This window comes from Chryseobacterium takakiae, from assembly GCF_900129385.1.
Lineage (GTDB): Bacteria > Bacteroidota > Bacteroidia > Flavobacteriales > Weeksellaceae > Chryseobacterium > Chryseobacterium takakiae.
In genome coordinates this window covers 101390-121626 of the sequence record NZ_FQVO01000012.1, presented here as the reverse complement: position 1 = coordinate 121626, position 20237 = coordinate 101390, and the positions used below count along the sequence as shown (strand labels likewise).

Genomic DNA, 20237 nt, shown 5'->3' with positions numbered 1-20237 from the left:
AGCCATTTTCAATGATCGCAAAGAAAATTTCCAAAATAATTTGAATAACAATAATATCAAAAAATGAAGCCGACTCGTGAAATGAGACGGCTTCTAATAAATATTTGTATGAAATATCTTTTAAGAGTTTTTCAAAGCTTCTGCTCCGGAAACAATCTCCAGAATTTCGTTTGTAATTGCAGCCTGTCTTGCTTTGTTATAGAAAATTACCAGATCATTTTTCAAAGCCTGTGCATTATCCGTTGCTTTGTGCATCGCCGTCATTCTCGCACCGTGTTCAGAAGCTACGGAATCAAGAATTGCTTTGAAAACCTGAGTCTTGATCGATTTAGGAATCAGATTATCAAGGATCTCCGTTCTGTTAGGCTCGAAAATATAATCTGTTTCTACCTGAGGCTCCGTATTTTCCGGCATTGAGATCGGAAGAAGCTGTTCTGTTGTTACTTCCTGGGTAGCAGCATTGACGAATTTATTATAAATTAAATATACTTCATCAAACTTACCTTCTTTAAAGCTGGTCATTACTGCTTCCGTAACATGAGACACTGTATCGAAATTCAGGTTATCATAAACAGAGCTTGCATTAGAATATATTGTACGGTTTCTTCTTACAGCATCAAAAGCTTTTTTACCTACAGGAAGAACTTCAATTTCATATTGAGAATTATTCTGAAACTGTGCATTAAGCTCTTTAACAATAGATGAGTTAAAAGCTCCGGCAAGACCTCTGTTTGAAGTAACAGCGATGAAAAGTATTTTTTTCACCTCTCTTTTTTGAGCATACACAGAAATCTGATCAGGATCTGAACTGGAATTTACATTCTGGATAAGCTCCTGTAGTTTCTCAGAATACGGTCTCAGCATTACGATAGCGTCCTGTGCTTTTTTTAGTTTCGCAGCGGAAACCATTTTCATAGCACGTGTAATCTGCATCGTAGATGAAATTGACGTAATTCTGCCTCGTATTTCTTTTAAGTTTGCCATTATCTTGGTTCAAGGTTTAAGGTCTAAAGTTTAAGGTTTAAACGTTATTTTTAAACCTTAAACATTGAATTTTTAGTTATATTTAGAAGCTAAATCGTTAGCTGCCTGCTTAAGAACACTCGTGATTGAATCATCGATTTTTCCTGCTTTGATAGCAGCCATTGTATCAGGGTGCTTAGATCTTAGGAAATCGATATATTCGATTTGGAATTCTTTTACTTTTCTGATAGGAACGTTTCTTAATAAATTCTCTGTTCCTGCGTAGATCATTGCAACCTGGCTGTCTACAGGAAGAGGAGAGTTTACCGGCTGCTTAAGGATTTCCACGTTTCTTTCTCCTTTAGAAATAACTGCTAACGTAGCAGCATCAAGGTCAGAACCGAATTTAGCAAACGCCTCTAGTTCTTTATATTGTGCCTGGTCTAATTTTAGAGTACCAGAAACTTTTTTCATTGATTTGATCTGAGCGTTACCCCCTACCCTTGATACAGAAATACCTACGTTGATCGCAGGACGTACCCCTGAGTTGAATAGATCAGACTCCAGGAAGATTTGTCCGTCTGTAATAGAGATTACGTTGGTTGGAATATATGCAGAAACGTCACCCGCCTGAGTTTCGATGATTGGAAGTGCTGTTAATGAACCGCCACCTTTTACGATTGGTCTTAAAGACTCAGGTAAATCGTTCATCTGGCTTGCGATTTGATCATCAGCGATCACTTTTGCAGCTCTTTCCAATAGTCTTGAGTGAAGATAGAAAACGTCTCCAGGGTAAGCTTCACGTCCCGGTGGTCTTCTCAATAGAAGAGAAAGCTCACGATACGCAACCGCTTGTTTGGATAAATCATCATAAACGATCAAAGCCGGTCTACCCGTATCTCTGAAGAACTCACCAATTGCAGCTCCGGCCATTGCAGAATATACCTGCATCGGAACCGGGTCTGATGCGTTAGCTGCAACGATTACCGTATAAGCTAAAGCCCCTTTATCAGAAAGTGTTTTTACGATTTGTGCTACTGTAGACGCTTTTTGTCCGATAGCTACATATATACAATATACAGGCTGTCCTGCATCAAAGAATTCTTTTTGATTGATGATCGTATCGATCGCAACAGTTGTCTTACCTGTCTGTCTGTCGCCAATGATAAGCTCTCTCTGTCCTCTTCCTACAGGGATCATAGAGTCGATCGCCACGATACCTGACTGTAAAGGCTCGGTTACCGGCTGTCTATAGATAACTCCGGGTGCTTTTCTTTCCAATGGCATTTCGTATAAATCCCCAGAAATAGGACCTTTACCATCGATAGGATTACCAAGAGTATCCACTACTCTTCCTAACATTCCTTCTCCTACTTTGATAGAAGAGATTCTGTTTGTTCTTCTTACGGTATCTCCTTCTTTAACTAATTTACTTTCACCAAGTAGCGCAACACCTACGTTGTCTTCTTCAAGGTTAAGTACAATACCTTCTACATCACTAGAAAATTTCACCAACTCTCCGTATTGTACGTTTTCTAACCCGTATACACGAGCAATACCATCACCGATGGTTAAAACTGTACCTACTTCCTCAACGTTGGATTGAGTATCGAAGTTGGCCAATTGCTGTTTTAAGATCGCAGATACTTCTGCCGGATTTATTTCTGCCATTGTATGGTTGTTTTTCTTTAATTTAATTGAAAATCTTTTTTAACTTTATTAAGCTTAGATCTTACTGAAGCATCTACCTGCTGATCTCCCACTCTAAGAATGTACCCTCCTAAAATTTCAGGCTTTACATTGACAATCAGGTCGAAGTTTGAATCAGTACTCACTAAGTTGGTAGATCTCAAAATCTGATCGATATTCTCTTTGGAAAGTGGAGTTGCTGTTGTAAGTATTACTCTTTGCACCCCATTGATGTCTTCAACTTTGTTGATGAACTCCTGAGCGATATTTTTCAGCTGGTTTTCTCTTCCGTGTCTGATTACCAAAGTAATGATGTTTCTGGAAGATGACGATAAGCCTTTAAAAATTTCGTCTGCTACTTCTACTTTCTTTTTAGAATCGATGTATGGGGTAAGGAAGAACTTTCTTAAATCCTGAGATTCAGTCATAATCTTCACTACATCTTTCATTTCAGAAAATACAGTAGCCGTTTGCCCTGATTCATTGGTGAAATCAAGTAAACCTTGTGCGTATCTTTTAGCTACTTTAGATGTAAGCATTCTTAGTTAAGGTTTGATTTGTTTAAATAATTCTGAACTAATTCGTTTTGAGCTTCGCTGTTGTCAAGCTTTTGCTTAAGAATAGATTCTGCGATATTTACGGATAAAGTACCGATCTGAGTTTTGATGTCTGCCATAGCAGCATTTTTCTCAGCATTGATGGTTTGTTTGGCCGCTTCGATCATTTTATCACCTTCAGCTTTAGCAGCATCTTTAGCCTCACCTACGATTCTATCTTTAATTTCTCTTGCTTCTTTAAGGATAGCATCTCTTTCGATTTTCGCCTCACGAATGATTCTTTCGTTATCCTCTTTTAAAGTTTCCATTTCTTTTCTTGCCAATGTAGCCTGATTAAGAGCATCAACAATAGAAGTTTCTCTGTCGTTGATTGCATTAACAATCGGTTTCCAAGCGAATTTTGCAAGAAGAAACAATAGGATAACAAAAGTAAGGGTCATCCAAAACAAAAGTCCAATTCCAGGTTCTATAATTCCCATATCTGTAAATTCTTTTTTTTAATCGTTATTATGGATTTTTTAAAAACTCTTAGCAGCCAGCCAACCGCTCTGCTGCTAAGAAATGTTTTTGAGGATAATTACTTGATGAAAGCACCAAAGATGATCGCGATAAGACCAGCACCCTCGATAAGACCAGCAGCAATAAGCATTGCTCCTTGAATCTTTCCAGCTTGCTCAGGCTGTCTTGCGATAGCATCCATTGCGTGACCACCGATTTTACCGATACCCATACCTACTCCAAGTACAGCTAAACCGATACCTACGTAAATTAATCCTGCTCCAGTTGTAATGTCCATAATAAATAAATTATATTAGTTAAAAATTATTTTAATATTTCTTTTTTAATTAGTGAGCGTGCTCTTCGTGACCGTGATCATGCTCGTGTTCTGCTACTGCGATACCGATAAATAAAGCAGATAATACCGTAAAGATATATGCTTGTAGCGCTGCAACCAATAATTCCAATACAGAAACAAATAATGCTAATGGTACAGATGCAAATCCTAAGAACGGAGATCTGAAAATGAAGATTAATGAAATAATTGCCAGGATCATAATGTGTCCCGCTGTAACGTTAGCAAAAAGTCGCATCATTAAAGCGAAAGGCTTTGTAAAAATCCCGATAATCTCAATTGGAACCATGATTGGGTACAATAAGATTGGAACCGGCGGCATGAAGATATGCTTCCAATAATCTTTATTAGCACTGAATAAAGTAATTAATAAAGTAATGATTGCTAAAACTGCAGTAATTGCGATGTTCCCTGTAAGGTTTGCTCCGAAAGGAAAGAAAGGAATTAATCCAAATAAGTTATTAAACCAGATAAAGAAAAATGCGGTTAATAAATAAGGCATATATCTTTTGTATTTAACAGATCCTATATTTGGTATTGCTACCTCGTCTCTTATGAATACAATAACAGGCTCCATTAATTTTCCTGCACCTTTTGGCAACTGGGATTTTTTATAATTTCTCGCCATCCCTATAAAAATAATGGCCATAAAAATTACCGAAAGAAACATTGACGCCGCATTCTTGGTAATTGAAAGATCAAAGAATACTTCATCTGCTTTTTGCTTTCCGCTGATTATTGAAAACAAAGTTGCTTTCTGAATACCTTTCGTTGAAACAACCTGCCCCTCTTCTAAAGTGTATCCGTCACGTTCATGCCCATGAGCAATACTCTTTGAAAGAAAAGTATGCCACCCTTCATTGTCCTTAATAATCACAGGAAGCGGAACAGAAACATGATGCTCTTCACCGTTATCATCTTTTGTAGTCCATAAATGCCATTCATTTGAATCACCGATGTGCTCCATGATCATTTTGGTAGCATCAAAATCTTCTTTCTGCTCTATTTTTTCCGCCGGCTCTTCGCCTTCAGAAGTATGCTGAGCAATCGCTAAACCGCTCACAAACACAAATAAAAATGCGAAAAACAATGAAGAAATCTTTCTATTCATATCTCTTTTTTAATCGTGTGCAAATATATCGATTTTATTAAACTTTACCAATATTAAAAATTGATTTTTATCATCAAAAAAACTAAGATTTATTAATGAGTTTTATTATTGGTATATATATAAGGAGTGACGCTATTATAAAACATATCACTATAAATAGAAAATTTTCTTTTGTTTTCTCTATAATGATCAAAGAAATAATTAACCAAATGATATCTTTTAATATATTAATTGCTAAAAATTTCATTGCTGCATCTGGTTTTCTATACATATATTTTTTAAAAACCGCAAAAACGCTGACATTTAAGATTGAAATCAGCAAGATAATGATTAAACTATCGATAAAATTCATTCCACAAAAATAGAATTATAATTTTGATACAATACAAATCTCTTTATCTATATATTAATATATACTAAAAATTTCCTTATTTTTGCAAACCTATAATTTACAATACATATGTTTAATAGTTTACAGGATAAATTAGACAAAGCGCTGCATAATATTTCAGGACGTGGAAAAATCACGGAAATCAACGTTGCGGAAACCGTAAAAGAAATTCGTAGAGCATTGGTGGATGCCGATGTTAATTATAAAGTTGCAAAAGATCTTACAAAAAGGGTTCAGGACAAAGCGTTGGGACAGGATGTCCTTACTTCGCTTACTCCGGGACAGCTGATGACGAAAATCGTTCATGATGAGCTTGTAGATCTTATGGGAGGCTCCCAGGAAGGTATCAATCTTTCCGGAAAGCCATCTGTAATTCTTATTGCGGGACTTCAGGGTTCAGGTAAAACTACTTTCTCCGGAAAACTGGCCAATTATTTAAAAACAAAAAGAAATAAAAAACCTCTTTTGGTAGCTTGTGACGTGTACCGTCCGGCTGCTATTGATCAGCTGAAAGTATTGGGAGGCCAGATCGGCGTTCCTGTTTTCACGGAAGAAGGTTCCATGGATCCTTCAAGCATTTCTCAAAACGCCATTAACTTTGCCAAATCCAACGGTCATGATGTCGTGATTGTCGATACTGCAGGTCGTCTGGCGATTGACGAGCAGATGATGAAGGAAATTAAAACCGTCCACTCTGTTATTGCGCCTAACGAAACTTTGTTCGTTGTGGATTCCATGACGGGTCAGGATGCGGTGAATACAGCGAAAGCATTCAACGATACTTTGAACTTTGATGGTGTTGTTTTAACGAAATTAGACGGTGATACGCGTGGTGGAGCTGCGTTGACAATCCGTTCCGTAGTTGAAAAGCCTATTAAATTCATTTCTACCGGTGAAAAAATGGAAGCGCTGGATCTTTTCTATCCGGAAAGGATGGCAGACAGAATTCTGGGAATGGGAGACGTTGTTTCCCTAGTGGAAAGAGCACAGGAGCAGTTTGACGAAGAAGAAGCTAAAAAACTTCATAAAAAAATTGCCAAAAATGAATTTGGTTTCGATGATTTCCTGAAACAGATCAACCAGATCAAAAAAATGGGAAATATGAAGGATTTGATGGGCATGATTCCCGGGGTTGGAAAAGCAATTAAAGATGTGGAAATCAGTGACGATGCATTCAAGCATATCGAAGCGATCATCTACTCCATGACTCCGGAAGAAAGAAGAAAACCTTCGATCATCAATACCCAGAGAAAAAACAGGATTGCCAAAGGTGCCGGAAGAAAAATTGAAGATGTAAACCAGCTGATGAAGCAGTTTGACCAGATGGGTAAAATGATGAAGATGATGCAGGGACCTCAGGGAAAACAGATGATGCAGATGATGAGCAAAATGCCGAATATGCCTGGAATGGGCGGAATGTTCGGTAAATAAACACAAATCAAATCACTTAAAATATTTTTATGGAAGTCTATGAAAAACAAGGCGGTAATTATAACCAGCCTTACAGATCAGAGAAAAAAGTAGCTGCCGGTATTCTTGCTATCCTTTTGGGCGGACTGGCTATTCATAAATTTTACCTCGGGTATACAAAAACAGGAATTATTCAATTAATTTTAAGTGTTATAACATGCGGTACCGTTGGCGGACTTATCGGTTTAATTGAAGGGATAATTTACCTTACGAAATCTGATGAGGAATTTGACAGAACCTATGTTCAGAACCAGAAAGAATGGTTTTAAATTTTAATGATCATATAAAATCCGGCTCAAATAAATTTGAGCCGGATTTTTTTAGCACTTTGCCAAAGTTTTTAATCTTTGGCAAAGTTTTTATTTATCAGATTTCTGAGCTTTAGCTTTAATGAAATAAGAGAAACCAACGTTTACCCCGAAAGTATTACTTGTAGTTTTATAATCAATTCCGGAATAGGTTTCTTTATTATAGAACTGATCAAAACCAAGACCTAAATTAATCCCTAAAGATTGAGTGGCCATATAAGTAACTCCTGCCTTCGCTTTCCAGGCAAGACCATCCGTTGTTGTATCACCTGACCAAAGCAAAGGATCTGCAATAGCGTTGGAAATATTGAATTTTGTTTTAGTAGATGCATATCCGATCCCCGCTCCTACAAAAGGGAAAAACTTGCTGTCTGTATTAAAATAATAAGTGGCAGTCGGCATAACGGAAAATGTGGATAAAGTTACTTTACTTCCATCGCTTTTGGTAGTATTTGTATTAAAACCCAGATCAATTCCTACAGCCAATCCGTCGATAACAAAATATCCAACAGAAGGAGTAACTGAAAATGAGCTGACTTTAGTTTCGTCATATTTCGTTCCGTTAACCTTCGTATTGGTGTTAATATTGTTGAAACCCATGCCTGTGTTTCCGCTGATAACCCAGTCTCCTTTAGTCATTTGAGCATTTGCTAATCCAAAAAGTGCAACAGCACCTGCCAGTAATAGTTTTTTCATGATTTTTAATTTAAAAAGTTTATGTTAATTTATTAATTCTATTTAGCAAAAATATATTTTACCCCGAAGGTAACCGAAGATAAATTCAGCCCGAAATTGAATGTATCCGTTCCATTTTCATGATCTTTAATCTTCATGTTGTTGTAACCAAATTCTCCGATGGTAGCCTCAATTGTCCAGTTTTTACTGATAAAATAATCTACGCCCGGCTTTACATTTACACCGAAAGAAGTATATTTTTGTTCAAGTGATATACTTTCAGAATAGTAATATCCATATGTATAACTCACATATTCTAATTGTGTATCTAATGTGCGTTTTCCAATCTGGATGGGAACTTCCAGATGTCCGAAGAAATAAAGATTATCGGATAGCATCCAGTATTTCCTGATAAATGGAGCAGCCGTAAAAGCATTCATTTTAACAACAGACCGATACCTTGTTGATTCTGATGAGATCGGGCTGACTATAAAATCTACATATTCTCTCCTATTTCCGGAATATCCGATTCCTGCTCCTACTGCAACGTTAGGCGCAATAAAGATTCCCATTGTAGGGGTGACACTAAAATCCTGGTTTTTAATTTCCGTATTGTTATTTTTTTCCTGAGAAAAACCTGCCTGACCAGACAGATAAAGCGTCCCTGTTTTGATTTGAGCGCCAGAAAGCCCGAAAAGCGCAACGGCTCCGGCTAAGAGTAATTTTTTCATGGTTCTTTTTAGTATATCACTAGGAAAAGCCCTAAGCAAAAGCTTAGGACTTTAGAGTATATATGTTTTGTTTATTATTTAGCAAAAACATATTTAACACCGAAAGTAACTGAAGATAAGTTTAATCCGAAGTTAAAGTTATCAGTGCTTTTGTCAAGATCTTTATACTTGAAGTTGTTGTATCCGAATTCTCCGATTGTAGCTTCAATAGACCAGTTTTTGTTCAAGAAATAATCAACACCTGGCTTGATGTTTACTCCGATTGAAGTGAAATCAGATTCAGTATTGAACTGAGATGCTGTACCGCTGTATTCAGCTTTATCTTTACCAAATGCCATTGGAACTTCCAACTGACCGAAGATGTATAATTTTTCACCTACAGTCCAGTATTTTCTTACGAATGGAGCTACTACGAAGGCATCAGTTGAAAGTTTAGTTTCAACACTAGTTAATGCATTTGTAGTAGTTTCAGAACTGTTTGCATAACCTACCCCTAAACCAACAGCTACATTATTTCCTACGAAATAACCAACAGTAGGTACCACTGTGAAATCTTCTATTTTAGCGTCTGTATTGTTGTTCTGAGTTGAAGAATAACCTACCTGTCCTGATAAGTATGTTGTTCCTTTAGCAATTTGAGCATTAGATAAACCGAAAAGTGCAATAGCACCTGCTAATAATACTTTTTTCATTTTTTTAAAAATTTAATACTTTCTGAGGGCAAATTTACAGTGGCACCCGTTAATATTAAAATTTGTTAATGTGATTAATATCATTGCTTATTTTTGGTTTTTTACAGCTATAAATTGTAATAATAGAAGAGGTTTGAAGTTTTCACAATTATATGAATAAAAAAACTCCAATTTTTCAATTGGAGTTAAATATGATTGATTTTAAAAAATTTACTTAAGGAAGAAATTCGCTCCGAAATTAATAGCTCCGAAGTTGAATCTGTCATTCCCTCTCCAGTAAGGATCCTTATATTTACTTCCGATATTCTGGAATCCAAGATACAGTTCTGTATTTTTCATCTGATATCCCACTCTTGGTGCAACATAGAATCCACTGTTGATATAATCTTTTGTAGAGATAGCCGCTCCAAGATCCAACCCTACAAAAAGAGGAACTTTGCTAAAGGTATATTTCCCGGAAGCTGCAATTGGAATAAAACCGAAATCATCCACATTATTTTTCCCGAAAAAATGAGAATATCCTGTAGTAGCCCCAATATCAAGTCCCTTGATAATATTCCACATATACGCTGCGTCAATACCAATTGTTACGCTCGATGCATCTGCAGCATCCCCAAGCGGAGCACCGATATGACCTCCGAGTCTGAAACCTTCCTGCGCCTGCGCAACACCACCTAAAAGTGCAAAAGCACCCAGTAATAATAGTTTTTTCATTTTAATAAGTTTAAATATTTAATATTTGAATGATTATTCACCAAAAATGTGGTATATAAAACCATAAAAAAGCGGAACAAATTTTGTACCGCTTTATGTTTTTAAGTAAATAATCTTTCTTAGTTACCTCCGAATTTAAAACCTACACCAACCTGGAAAAAGCTGTTTGTTAATTTTTCCCCGTCAGAAGTATTTTTAGCAAGATTAGAAACACCCAAATTGTATCTTGCATCAAAGAACAACCCGTTTTCCAACATAAATTCAGCGCCAAGGAAAGGAGCAATATTTAAAGTATTCATTTGATCTTTGATATCAATTTCATCACTGCTGTTGATTTCAAATCCGGGAATAATCCCTCCTAATCCTAAGTCAGCAGAATATTTTTGTTTAGCCGAAAGAATAACTCCGAAACTTGCACCTGCAGAAATAGAAAATCCTTCAGTAATAAAATATTTAGCAGAAACAGGGATCATCAAAGTATGATAAGTCTGTTTTGCTTTTACATTGAAAAAGTTTGTAGGATCATCAGGATCAACTTCAGCAACTTCTAATTTCCCTCCAAGCGGAGAATATAAAACTTCTCCTTGTAAACCAAATTTGTCACTTATTTTATACTCTGCAATTCCTCCAATGTAAAAAGTGTGTACAGGATCTGATGTTTCAGAATCTGAGTTGTCTTTAAGTTTAACTGTTGAGTAAGAGTAACCGGCTTTAGGACCAAACCTGAATTCCTGAGCTTTTGCGCTCATCCCGATAACAGCAACTGCTGTCAGAAGTAAAAATTTCTTCATTTCGTTAATAGTTTTTTAAGTAATTCGGCACAAAAATACTCTTTTTTTTTAAAATTCCAACATTTGTGAATTTTATTTTAAATTAAAAAAAATACAGGAAATATAACTTCCTGTATAATAATATTTTGATCGAAAAATCTCACAAAAGATTAGTCGTTTCTCTGCCTTTTTTCTTCATCATTGTAAGCTAAGATGATCTTTTTAACCACCGGGTGCCTTACCACATCTTCTTCAGTAAGATGCACAAATCCTATTTCTTTCACTCCTTTCAGAATACGCATTGCTTCTTTAAGACCAGACTGTTGCTTTGGCGGAAGGTCAACCTGGCTTGGGTCTCCTGTAATAATGAACTTAGCATTCATTCCCATTCTGGTTAAAAACATTTTCATCTGAGAATGCGTGGTGTTCTGTGCTTCATCCAGGATAACGAAGGCGTCATCAAGCGTTCTCCCTCTCATAAATGCCAAAGGAGCTACTTCAATTACTTTTTTTTCAATAAATCCTTCCAGTTTTTCGTGAGGAATCATGTCCCGGAGTGCATCGTATAAAGGCTGTAAGTACGGATCCAGCTTTTCCTTAAGATCTCCCGGCAGGAAACCCAGGCTTTCCCCCGCTTCCACAGCAGGTCTTGTAAGAACAATTCTTTTAACAGCCTTATCTCTCAATGCTTTTGCAGCCAATGCGACACTGGTATACGTTTTACCCGTTCCTGCCGGCCCGATGGCAAAAACCATATCTTTTTTTTCGGTTTCTTTCACCAGCTTTTTGAGATTGGTGGTTTTCGCCTTAATGATTTTTCCGTTTACGCCTTTTACGATGATATCCTGATCGAAAACAAGCTGCTTTTCGTTTTCGTCTTTTATATTGAGAATATTTTCAACATCTTTCAGGGTTATAGAATTATTTTTTGAAATATAATTTACAATATCATCCAGTTTCTGCTTGAAGATATCTAGCGCTTCCTGGTTTCCCATAGCGAAGATAAAGTGATCCCTTCCGGTGATTTTAAGGGTCGGAAATGTTGATTTTATTAAATTGAAATATTGGTTATTAACTCCATAGAAGATTTTCGCATCGATATCCTCCAAATCATATGTTAACTCAAACATGCAGTATTTTTATTAATTTTAGATTTTAAATGTAAAGCTTTTTTCGGAAATTTATATCAAATTCTTTTCCACAATCATTCGGGCATTCTTTTTATTTTAAATAAATTTGCATTTCTACTATTCTATAAACAATCAATGTCAATTATTACACTTACTTCAGATTTCGGAAATTTGGATTACAGGGTTGCCGCTGTAAAAGGCAGCATTCTTTCTCTGAATCAGAAAGTTAATATTATTGATATTACCCATGACATTCAGGCTTTCAACCTTGTTCAGACTTCGTACATCGTAAGAAATGCTTACAAGCACTTTCCGAACAACACGGTTCATATACTTTCCGTGGACAGTTTTCATAACAAATCAAGAAAAAATATACTTTATAAAGCAGACGGACATTACTTTATTGCTGCCGACAACGGACTTTTAAGCCTTGTCTTTTTTGATATTAAACCCGAAGCTATCTATGAAATCACTTTGAATAACAGGTTTGATGATATTGTGAACTTTACGTCAACAGATGTTTTTGTTCCCGCGGCAGTACATCTTGCCAACGGCGGACTGCCGGAAGTCATCGGGAGAAAGATTGATTCTGCCAAACAGCTTCTTTTTCCGAAACCTGTTTTTAATGAATCTGAAAAAATGATTATCGGCGAAGTTACCTATATTGATAATTTCGGAAATATAATATCAAATATTAGCAAAGATTTCTTTGAAAGTTCAGGCAAAGGATATGAAAATTTCACGATAAAATTCAGAAATTTAAGTCTTTCACGTATATTTTTAAGTCATACCGAGGTAGTTTCAGATTGGGAAAGAGAGACCGAATTTCACGGTCAATCTGCAGCAATTTTCAATGACAGCCAGCTTTTGGAGTTAACCATCTACAAAGGAAGCAAGAAAAACGGCGCCAAGTCTTTGTTCGGACTGAATGTAGGAGAGAATATTTACATCGAATTTTTCTAAAATTTAATATTTCATAAAAAAATCGATTTTTTTTATATATTTGTCAAAATCTAAAAATTAAAAATGGCAGAGTACAAATTATTGCTTCCTTCTATGGGAGAAGGTGTGATGGAAGCCACCATTATTACCTGGTTATTCAGTGAAGGAGATCATGTGAAAGAAGATGATTCCGTAGTGGAGATTGCAACTGACAAAGTAGATTCAGACGTTCCGACACCGGTTTCGGGGAAAATCGTTAAGATTTTAAAACAGAAAGACGAGGTTGCAAAAGTAGGCGAAGCTATTGCTATTTTAGAAATTGAAGGTGAAGGAGGAAACACTGCTGCTGAAGATACAGCTACTGAAACTTCTGCGCCGGCTCCGGATGCGGAAACTTTAAAAACCATTGAAGAACCGCTAAAAACATCTGCTTCTACAGAGTTTTCGGGAGACCTTTATCTTTCCCCGCTTGTAAAATCAATTGCACAACAGGAAAGTATTTCTGAAACCGAGCTGAAATCCATCAAAGGAAGCGGTTTGGAAGGAAGAATTACCAAAGAAGATATTTTAGCATACGTTAAAAACAGAGGAAACCAACCGGCTCAACAAGCTGCTCCGGTACAACAGGCTGCTCCTGCTGCACAACCTGTGGCAACATCAGCCCCGGCTTCTACTATTACTGCTGCGGCAGGTGATGAGATCATTCCGATGGACAGAATGAGAAAAATCATTGCGGAAAACATGGTGAAAGCCAAACAAATTGCTCCGCATGTAACTTCTTTCATCGAAACAGATGTAACCAACGTTGTAAAATGGAGAAATAAAAATAAATCTCTTTTCGAAAAACGTGAAGGCGAAAAGCTTACCTTCATGCCGATTTTCGTAAGAGCAGTCGTAAAAGCGATCCAGGATTTCCCAATGATCAATGTTTCGGTAAATGGTGAAAACATTATCAAAAAGAAAAACATCAACATCGGTATGGCAACTGCATTACCGGACGGAAACCTTATTGTTCCTGTAATCAAAAATGCAGATCAACTGTCTCTTTCCGGATTGGCAAAGGCGATTAACGACTTAGCTTACAGAGCAAGAAATAAAAAATTAAGACCTGAAGATACCCAGGGTGCAACCTATACGATCTCCAACGTAGGAAGTTTCGGTAACCTGATGGGAACACCAATTATTCCTCAGCCGCAGGTAGCTATTTTAGCAATCGGAGCGATTGTTAAAAAGCCAGCTGTTCTTGAAACGCCTGACGGAGATGTAATTGCGATCAGAAATTTAATGTTTATGTCTCACTCTTACGACCACAGAGTGGTAGACGGTTCTCTTGGAGGAATGATGCTGAAGCATGTTCATGATTACCTTGAAAACTGGGACCTGAACACAGAAATCTAATTATAAAGATGATTGATAAGTTATAATTGATGTAAGATTATCAAAATATCTTTTACAAATACAGACCTTCGGAAAAATCCGGAGGTTTTTTGATAATCTTAACTTCGGCTATTTTAAAACAAATGTTATTTTCATCAGTTTTAAAACTGATCATTGAGCATTTTACGGAAATACATTCTATTTCTCACCAATCTCTTGTATATTACAAATAATTTAAATACTTTTGCACCTCGAAATAATTAACAAATTTATTTAACATTATGAACAATTACGAAACTGTTTTCATTTTAACTCCCGTTCTATCTGAAGCTCAGGTGGAGGAAGCAGTGAACAAGTATGTAGATCTTATCAAAGAAAAGAACTGCGAAATCGTTGCTAAAGAAAACTGGGGATTAAAAAAATTAGCTTACCCGATCCAATTGAAAAAGAACGGATTTTACACTTTAATTGAATTTAAAGGTGAAGGTTCTGTAGTAGCTGATCTAGAATTAGCATTCAAGCGTGACGAGAGAGTAATCCGTTACCTTACTACAAAACTAGACAAACACGCTGTTGACTACGCTGTAACTAGAAGAGCAAAAGTAAAAGCAGCTAAAGCTTAATTATTAACCCTATTTTTTAAAAAAGACAAGACATGGCAATAGACGAAATGGCTAAACAAGCCTCAGCTGGAGGAGAATCTGAAGTAAAATTCCTTACTCCGCTTGATATCAATACAAAATCTGAAAAGAAATATTGTAGATTCAAAAAATACGGAATTAAGCACGTTGATTACAAAGATGCTGATTTCTTATTACAGTTTGTAAACGAACAAGGTAAAATCTTACCAAGAAGATACACAGGAACTTCTTTAAAATATCAGAGAAAAGTTTCTGCTGCAATCAAAAGAGCAAGACACCTTGCCTTACTACCATACGTAGCTGACTTATTGAAATAAAAAATTGCAATTAGCCATTAGCTTCAGCTTTTGGCTTTTTGTTGCTGAATACATAATTAATTCTAACTTGATTTTAGATTTCAGATCTCAGACAAAAGACATTAAGTCTAATTTCTAATATCTCACTTCTAACATCTAAAAAAAGGACAACAACAATGGACATTATCCTAAAAAAAGACGTAGAAAATTTAGGTCTTGAATTCGACACCGTAAGCGTAAAGCCAGGTTATGCTAGAAACTTCTTAATTCCTCAGGGATACGCGCTTTTAGCAACGCCTAAAAACAAAGCAGCTCTTGAAGCTACTTTGGAAGCCAGAAAAGAAGAAGAAGCTAAATTAATCGCTGCTGCAAACGCTGTAGTTGAACAATTGAAAAAAACTTCTATTACGATTCCTGCAAAAGTAGGTTCTGGTGATAAATTATTTGGATCTATCAACAATGCAGATCTTTCTGCAGCGCTTGAAAAAGCTGGAGTTTCTGTTGAGAAGAAATACATCAAAATCCCAGGAAACACAATTAAAAGAACTGGTAAAGTAACTGCTAACATCAGACTACACAGAAATGTAGAATACAATTTCGAATTCGATATCGTATCTGATGCACCGGTTGAAGCTGCTCCTAAAAAGGAAGAAACTAAATCTGAAGAAGCTTAATCTACAAGACTTTTTACAATACAAAACCACTTCAAATTGAAGTGGTTTTTTTAATAGATAAATTCGTGAATTAAGTTTACGACTTTGGGGCCCATTGCTTAAAAAACGCTTTTACTTTTTCAAGGCTGTACCCTTTACCTTCTTCAAAAACGTCACTCTGCTGAACATGGATCATTTTGCCGTTTTTATCAAGAATAATAAACACCGGATACCCAAATTTTTCACCGGGATTTCCATAGGCTGCAAAAACTTTTTCATTTTTGTTATCAGGGGAATAATTGAGGTGATAATATTCGTAGTTTTTGTCAACAATTGATTTCAGCTCCGGTGTTGTTTGTACAAACTGATTGAATCTGAGACACCAGATGCACCAGTTACCACCTGCCTGAATCATGATATTCTTTTTCTCCTTTTTGGCTTTGGCAATAAGATTCTGAATATCTTTTTCAGCATCAGCTTTCGGATCATAGGGCTTCGGCAGTTTTGCCTTCTCTTCCGCAGCCTTTTTTTTAGCGTCAAGCTCAGAATGATCTGGTTTCACCAACAGTGCCTTTTCATCATTCTTTCTTTCTTCTGTTGGCTTTACATTTTGGGAAAAAGCAAAAAAACTGATCCCCAAAAATCCTATTAATGATAATTTTTTCATATTGTAAAATTAAAAAAATATGAGTATTTGCAAGCAAAAATACAACCATATTTTTATTATCCGTAAATTTGCATGTTTTATGAATTTTCTGATCAAAATATTAAACTTAATTTCCAAGCTTCCTCTGAAAATATTATATATTTTTTCAGATATTATGTTCTTTCTGAATTATTATTTAGTAGGCTACCGGAAAAATGTTATTACTAAAAATCTTAAAAACTCCTTTCCTGAAAAATCTGAAAAGGAAATAACAGAAATAAGAAAAAAATTCTACCGCAATTTTTCCGATTATTTGGTAGAGACCATTAAATCTTTTGGTATTTCAGAAACGGAATCAAGAGTAAGGATGCAGCATATTAACCAGGAAGTTTTTCATGAAGCAAAACAAGAAGGTAAAAACATCATCTTACTGGCGGGACATGTATTCAACTGGGAATGGATCAATGCTTTGGCGAAAATAATTCCTCAGGATCACTGCCATCCCGTGTATAGAAAAGTAAACAGTGATTTCTGGGAAAACCAGATGAAAAATGTCCGCAACAAATTCGGGAATGAAGCACTTGAAGCAAAAGAAGTAATCCTTAATATTGTACGATCCAAGAACGATGGAAGCTCAGCATATATGTTTGTAGCGGACCAGACTCCGCATTTTGCCCATATCACCTACGGTTTAGAATTCCTTAATCAGAGAACACCTGTCTTTACTGGCTATGACAGACTGGCAACAAAAATGGATCTTGCGTTTATTTATTGCGAGATGAAGAAGGTGAAACGAGGATTCTATCAGGTGAATTACCACAGAATCTATCCGGATGGAGAAAAATTTGTTGAACATGAGGTGGTAAAAAAATTCCATAAGTTGCTGGAAAATACGATTAACAAACGTCCGGACAATTATCTCTGGTCACACAGAAAATGGAAATACCAGGATTCTATCAAAAATTTTGATTCAGATAAAAAACAAGATTGATGCAAAAAAAATTAGCGGTTGTCATATTAAACTGGAACGGAAAATCATGGTTGGAAAAATTTCTTCCAAGCGTAGTGCGTTTCTCTCCTCAATCTGATATTTATGTGATCGACAATCTTTCAACAGATAATTCTATTGATTTTTTACTGAATTATTTTCCAGAAGTAAAGATTATTAGAAACGATAAAAATTACGGTTTTGCGGGCGGATATAACGAAGGTTTAAAGCATATCGACAACGAAATATACTGCCTTCTGAATTCTGATGTGGAAGTGACTGAAAACTGGACAGGGCCTGCAATTGAATTGCTGGAAAAAAATCCCGAAATAGCAGCAGTACAGCCGAAAATTTTATCCTATGACAGAAAAAATTATTTTGAATTTGCAGGTGCTGCGGGTGGACTGATTGATAATTTAGGATATCCTTACTGCAGGGGAAGAGTTTTCGACGATATTGAACAAGATCATGGACAGTATAATGATGAAGCTGAAATTTTCTGGGCTTCGGGATGCTGTTTATTTATCCGTTCTAAAGATTTTTGGCAACAAAATGGTTTTGACGAGCGATTTTTTGCCCATCAGGAAGAAATCGATCTCTGCTGGAGACTGATCAATGCAGGGAAAAAAATTTTTTATACCGGAAAATCTGAAGTTTTTCATGTTGGCGGTGGAACTTTGAATAAGCAAAGTGCAAAAAAAACGTTTCTTAATATGAGGAATAACCTTGTAATGCTGCTTAAAAATTTACCATTACCACAATTAATCGCCGTAATATTTTCAAGGCTTTGTCTTGACGGACTGGCTGCGGTATATTTTGGTTACAAATACGGAATCTCTCATTTTTGGGCAGTAGGAAGAGCGCATTTTGCATTCTACACTTATATTCCCGGAACATGGAAAAGACGGCAGAAGAATCAAAAACATCAATTTTATCAATCTAAATGGTTGATTTTTAAACATTTTTTGAAATGAAAACAACTTCATTATTCTTATTATTTTTACTTTTCTTTCAGCATGCATTTTCGCAGAAAAATGAATGGTCTGCTATTGATAAAAGTTACAGTATCAAAACAATATCAGAAAAAAGTGTAGAATCTTTAAAAGATACGGATCCCGTAAATGTTAAAATATTTTCATTTCGTGACATTGTCGATAATCTCGATCCTGAAAAAGAAAAGCCGGCCTCCGAAAAGAATCTTTCTTTTAAAGATATTCGTGATAAAGTTGATAAAAAAGGCAAAGTTAATTTCAAAAAAGGTTCTGTTTATCTGGTAAGGCTTAAGGAAGGAATTAATGCCGGAAGATTCCGCATTACCATTACTAAAAATGCAGACAAAAAAACAGCAGAGCTTCTAAATAGATACCTCACTGAAAATATTACGCACGGAAGCATTTTAAAAGAGACTATTGATACACCGGAAAGTAAAAATATTACTACAGGATTTATTATTACGCTAAGTGATAACGATGGTGTTGATATCAACAGCTTAAAACAAAAATACAGCCATATTATTAGCGATATCACGAAAGTTGCCACGAACAAAAGCACACTGTTTTTTAAAATAACCACATAATAATTATGGATTTTTGTGCCATAGATTTTGAAACCGCTACGCATGAGAGAAATTCTGCATGTGAGCTTGGTGTTTGTATTGTTCAGGATTCAAAAATTGTGGAAACAAAGACATGGCTCATTAAACCTCCGAGCTTCCCTTATTTTAATCCGTTTAATATAGATGTACACGGAATTGTACCGGACGACGTAAAAGATGCTCCTACTTTTGATGAAATCTGGTATGAAGCGGAGGAAATGATGTATGGAACACTAATGATTGCCCATAATGCAGGATTCGATGCTGGTGTGTTACGTGGATGCCTGAATCATTACGGCATGTTTGCGCCTAAATTAAATTATTTGTGCAGCATACAGCTTGCAAAGAAATCATGGAATTATTTACCTAGATATGGGTTAAAACATTTGGCAGAATATCATCAGCTAAGCTTTAATCATCACAGAGCTGGCGATGATGCAGAAGTATGTGCAAAGATAGCTTTACTGGCTTTCGAAAAGCTGTTTCTAAGCACTAATGAAGAAATTGCAGATTATATGAAATTAAAGATTAAAAAACTTTAATTTTCTTTTCAAGTAAATAGAATCTAATTCCGGAATACAGAACAAATTTCCATATTACGGAATTTTAGTTACTTAAAACTTCCGATAAGAGATTAAATTTCGGAATATCAATTTCAAAATTTTCCTGGGTTTCCATATTTCTTACAAGATATTTTCCACTCATATTTCCTACTCCGGAACGAAGCATTACATTGGAAAAATAGGCGAAATTTTCACTGACAGCAATCTCCGGGGTTAATCCTATAACACCGTCTCCGATGATTTCCGTATAGCCGAATCCCACATCAAAGATCAGCCATTTTCGCTTTAAAATCTTTATCGGGAAGCTTCCGTCATTTTCGATCGTAATGTTATACTTAAAAACATATCTGTTTTCAGATGGATAACTGTTTTTGCTATCATATTCAGGTACTACTGAAACTTTGATATTGGAGGTCATTTTAGAGAACATCATCTTGGTATTTTCTTAAAATATACAAAAATCTCGCCCTTTTTGGGCGAGAT

The 20237-nt window shown here is 35.9% G+C and carries 25 protein-coding genes; 11 read left to right on the top strand and 14 right to left on the bottom strand.

Going from position 1 to position 20237, the window contains the following annotated elements; genetic code table 11:
• Positions 1-120: 120 nt before the first annotated feature.
• The 6 genes from atpG to atpB all read right to left on the bottom strand — a co-directional run bounded on the left by atpG (position 121) and on the right by atpB (position 5173).
• The gene (atpG, locus tag BUA76_RS15325) at positions 121-984 is read right to left on the bottom strand and encodes an ATP synthase F1 subunit gamma (RefSeq protein ID WP_072885663.1); all 864 of its coding nucleotides are present in this window, start codon (positions 982-984) and stop codon (positions 121-123) included.
• A gap of 72 nt (positions 985-1056) precedes the next feature.
• Entirely contained in the window at positions 1057-2634 is a 1578-nt protein-coding gene (gene atpA, locus BUA76_RS15320; RefSeq protein ID WP_072885662.1) for a F0F1 ATP synthase subunit alpha, read from the bottom strand.
• A 17-nt stretch (positions 2635-2651) separates the two neighbouring features.
• On the bottom strand, positions 2652-3191 hold the full coding sequence (gene atpH, locus BUA76_RS15315) for an ATP synthase F1 subunit delta (RefSeq protein WP_072885661.1): 540 nt from the start codon (positions 3189-3191) through the stop codon (positions 2652-2654).
• Positions 3192-3193: 2 nt separating this feature from the next.
• Positions 3194-3688: a F0F1 ATP synthase subunit B gene (locus BUA76_RS15310; protein WP_072885660.1), complete on the bottom strand. Its 495-nt coding sequence runs from the start codon at positions 3686-3688 to the stop codon at positions 3194-3196.
• A 98-nt stretch (positions 3689-3786) separates the two neighbouring features.
• The gene (locus BUA76_RS15305; RefSeq protein WP_055858794.1) at positions 3787-4005 is read right to left on the bottom strand and encodes an ATP synthase F0 subunit C; all 219 of its coding nucleotides are present in this window, start codon (positions 4003-4005) and stop codon (positions 3787-3789) included.
• Between the two features lie 49 nt (positions 4006-4054).
• Positions 4055-5173 carry a F0F1 ATP synthase subunit A gene (gene atpB, locus BUA76_RS15300; protein ID WP_072885659.1) on the bottom strand — a complete coding sequence of 373 codons (1119 nt, stop codon included), beginning with the start codon at positions 5171-5173 and terminating at the stop codon, positions 4055-4057.
• Between the two features lie 460 nt (positions 5174-5633).
• On the opposite strand from atpB, the gene ffh reads away from it, so the two are divergent.
• Together ffh and BUA76_RS15285 are read left to right on the top strand one after the other, a co-directional pair.
• Positions 5634-6995, top strand: a complete 1362-nt coding sequence (ffh, locus tag BUA76_RS15290; RefSeq protein ID WP_029293489.1) for a signal recognition particle protein — start codon at positions 5634-5636, stop codon at positions 6993-6995.
• 29 nt (positions 6996-7024) lie between these two features.
• Positions 7025-7303, top strand: coding sequence for a TM2 domain-containing protein (locus BUA76_RS15285; RefSeq protein ID WP_072885657.1), 279 nt, complete (start codon positions 7025-7027; stop codon positions 7301-7303).
• Between the two features lie 90 nt (positions 7304-7393).
• Here BUA76_RS15285 and BUA76_RS15280 read toward each other — a convergent pair whose 3' ends face one another.
• The 6 genes from BUA76_RS15280 to BUA76_RS15255 form a co-directional block, all read right to left on the bottom strand.
• A complete protein-coding gene (locus BUA76_RS15280) occupies positions 7394-8038 on the bottom strand; it encodes an OmpW family outer membrane protein (RefSeq protein WP_072885656.1) in 645 nt (214 codons plus the stop codon).
• A 38-nt stretch (positions 8039-8076) separates the two neighbouring features.
• Positions 8077-8748, bottom strand: coding sequence for an outer membrane protein (locus BUA76_RS15275; RefSeq protein WP_072885655.1), 672 nt, complete (start codon positions 8746-8748; stop codon positions 8077-8079).
• A 74-nt stretch (positions 8749-8822) separates the two neighbouring features.
• Positions 8823-9440 carry an outer membrane beta-barrel protein gene (locus tag BUA76_RS15270; RefSeq protein WP_072885654.1) on the bottom strand — a complete coding sequence of 206 codons (618 nt, stop codon included), beginning with the start codon at positions 9438-9440 and terminating at the stop codon, positions 8823-8825.
• Positions 9441-9650: 210 nt separating this feature from the next.
• A complete protein-coding gene (locus BUA76_RS15265) occupies positions 9651-10154 on the bottom strand; it encodes a hypothetical protein (protein ID WP_072885653.1) in 504 nt (167 codons plus the stop codon).
• A gap of 119 nt (positions 10155-10273) precedes the next feature.
• Positions 10274-10945, bottom strand: coding sequence for a porin family protein (locus BUA76_RS15260; RefSeq protein WP_072885652.1), 672 nt, complete (start codon positions 10943-10945; stop codon positions 10274-10276).
• A 149-nt stretch (positions 10946-11094) separates the two neighbouring features.
• On the bottom strand, positions 11095-12054 hold the full coding sequence (locus BUA76_RS15255; RefSeq protein WP_072885651.1) for a PhoH family protein: 960 nt from the start codon (positions 12052-12054) through the stop codon (positions 11095-11097).
• A 135-nt stretch (positions 12055-12189) separates the two neighbouring features.
• Here BUA76_RS15255 and BUA76_RS15250 point away from each other — a divergent pair, with 135 nt between their 5' ends.
• The 5 genes from BUA76_RS15250 to rplI all read left to right on the top strand — a co-directional run bounded on the left by BUA76_RS15250 (position 12190) and on the right by rplI (position 15984).
• Positions 12190-13017: an SAM hydrolase/SAM-dependent halogenase family protein gene (locus BUA76_RS15250; RefSeq protein WP_072885650.1), complete on the top strand. Its 828-nt coding sequence runs from the start codon at positions 12190-12192 to the stop codon at positions 13015-13017.
• Positions 13018-13080: 63 nt separating this feature from the next.
• Positions 13081-14394: a dihydrolipoamide acetyltransferase family protein gene (locus BUA76_RS15245; protein WP_072885649.1), complete on the top strand. Its 1314-nt coding sequence runs from the start codon at positions 13081-13083 to the stop codon at positions 14392-14394.
• Between the two features lie 260 nt (positions 14395-14654).
• The gene (gene rpsF, locus BUA76_RS15240; protein ID WP_066434819.1) at positions 14655-14996 is read left to right on the top strand and encodes a 30S ribosomal protein S6; all 342 of its coding nucleotides are present in this window, start codon (positions 14655-14657) and stop codon (positions 14994-14996) included.
• 32 nt (positions 14997-15028) lie between these two features.
• Entirely contained in the window at positions 15029-15331 is a 303-nt protein-coding gene (gene rpsR / locus BUA76_RS15235; RefSeq protein ID WP_002979091.1) for a 30S ribosomal protein S18, read from the top strand.
• 155 nt (positions 15332-15486) lie between these two features.
• Positions 15487-15984, top strand: a complete 498-nt coding sequence (gene rplI, locus BUA76_RS15230) for a 50S ribosomal protein L9 (RefSeq protein WP_072885648.1) — start codon at positions 15487-15489, stop codon at positions 15982-15984.
• Positions 15985-16060: 76 nt separating this feature from the next.
• Here rplI and BUA76_RS15225 read toward each other — a convergent pair whose 3' ends face one another.
• A complete protein-coding gene (locus BUA76_RS15225; protein ID WP_072885647.1) occupies positions 16061-16630 on the bottom strand; it encodes a thioredoxin family protein in 570 nt (189 codons plus the stop codon).
• Between the two features lie 79 nt (positions 16631-16709).
• Here BUA76_RS15225 and BUA76_RS15220 point away from each other — a divergent pair, with 79 nt between their 5' ends.
• The 4 genes from BUA76_RS15220 to BUA76_RS15205 are packed head-to-tail and all read left to right on the top strand — an operon-like array spanning position 16710 to position 19733.
• Positions 16710-17600: a lysophospholipid acyltransferase family protein gene (locus tag BUA76_RS15220; RefSeq protein WP_072885646.1), complete on the top strand. Its 891-nt coding sequence runs from the start codon at positions 16710-16712 to the stop codon at positions 17598-17600.
• Positions 17600-18571 carry a glycosyltransferase family 2 protein gene (locus BUA76_RS15215; RefSeq protein WP_072885645.1) on the top strand — a complete coding sequence of 324 codons (972 nt, stop codon included), beginning with the start codon at positions 17600-17602 and terminating at the stop codon, positions 18569-18571. The genes BUA76_RS15220 and BUA76_RS15215 overlap by 1 nt, the downstream gene beginning before the upstream one ends.
• Positions 18568-19173, top strand: coding sequence for a hypothetical protein (locus BUA76_RS15210; protein WP_072885644.1), 606 nt, complete (start codon positions 18568-18570; stop codon positions 19171-19173). Before BUA76_RS15215 ends, BUA76_RS15210 begins: the two co-directional genes overlap by 4 nt.
• 5 nt (positions 19174-19178) lie before the next feature.
• Positions 19179-19733 (top strand): 3'-5' exonuclease, encoded by a 555-nt coding sequence (locus tag BUA76_RS15205; RefSeq protein ID WP_072885643.1) that lies wholly within the window; start codon positions 19179-19181, stop codon positions 19731-19733.
• Between the two features lie 64 nt (positions 19734-19797).
• Here BUA76_RS15205 and apaG read toward each other — a convergent pair whose 3' ends face one another.
• Positions 19798-20187: a Co2+/Mg2+ efflux protein ApaG gene (gene apaG, locus BUA76_RS15200; protein ID WP_072885642.1), complete on the bottom strand. Its 390-nt coding sequence runs from the start codon at positions 20185-20187 to the stop codon at positions 19798-19800.
• Positions 20188-20237 lie beyond the last annotated feature (50 nt).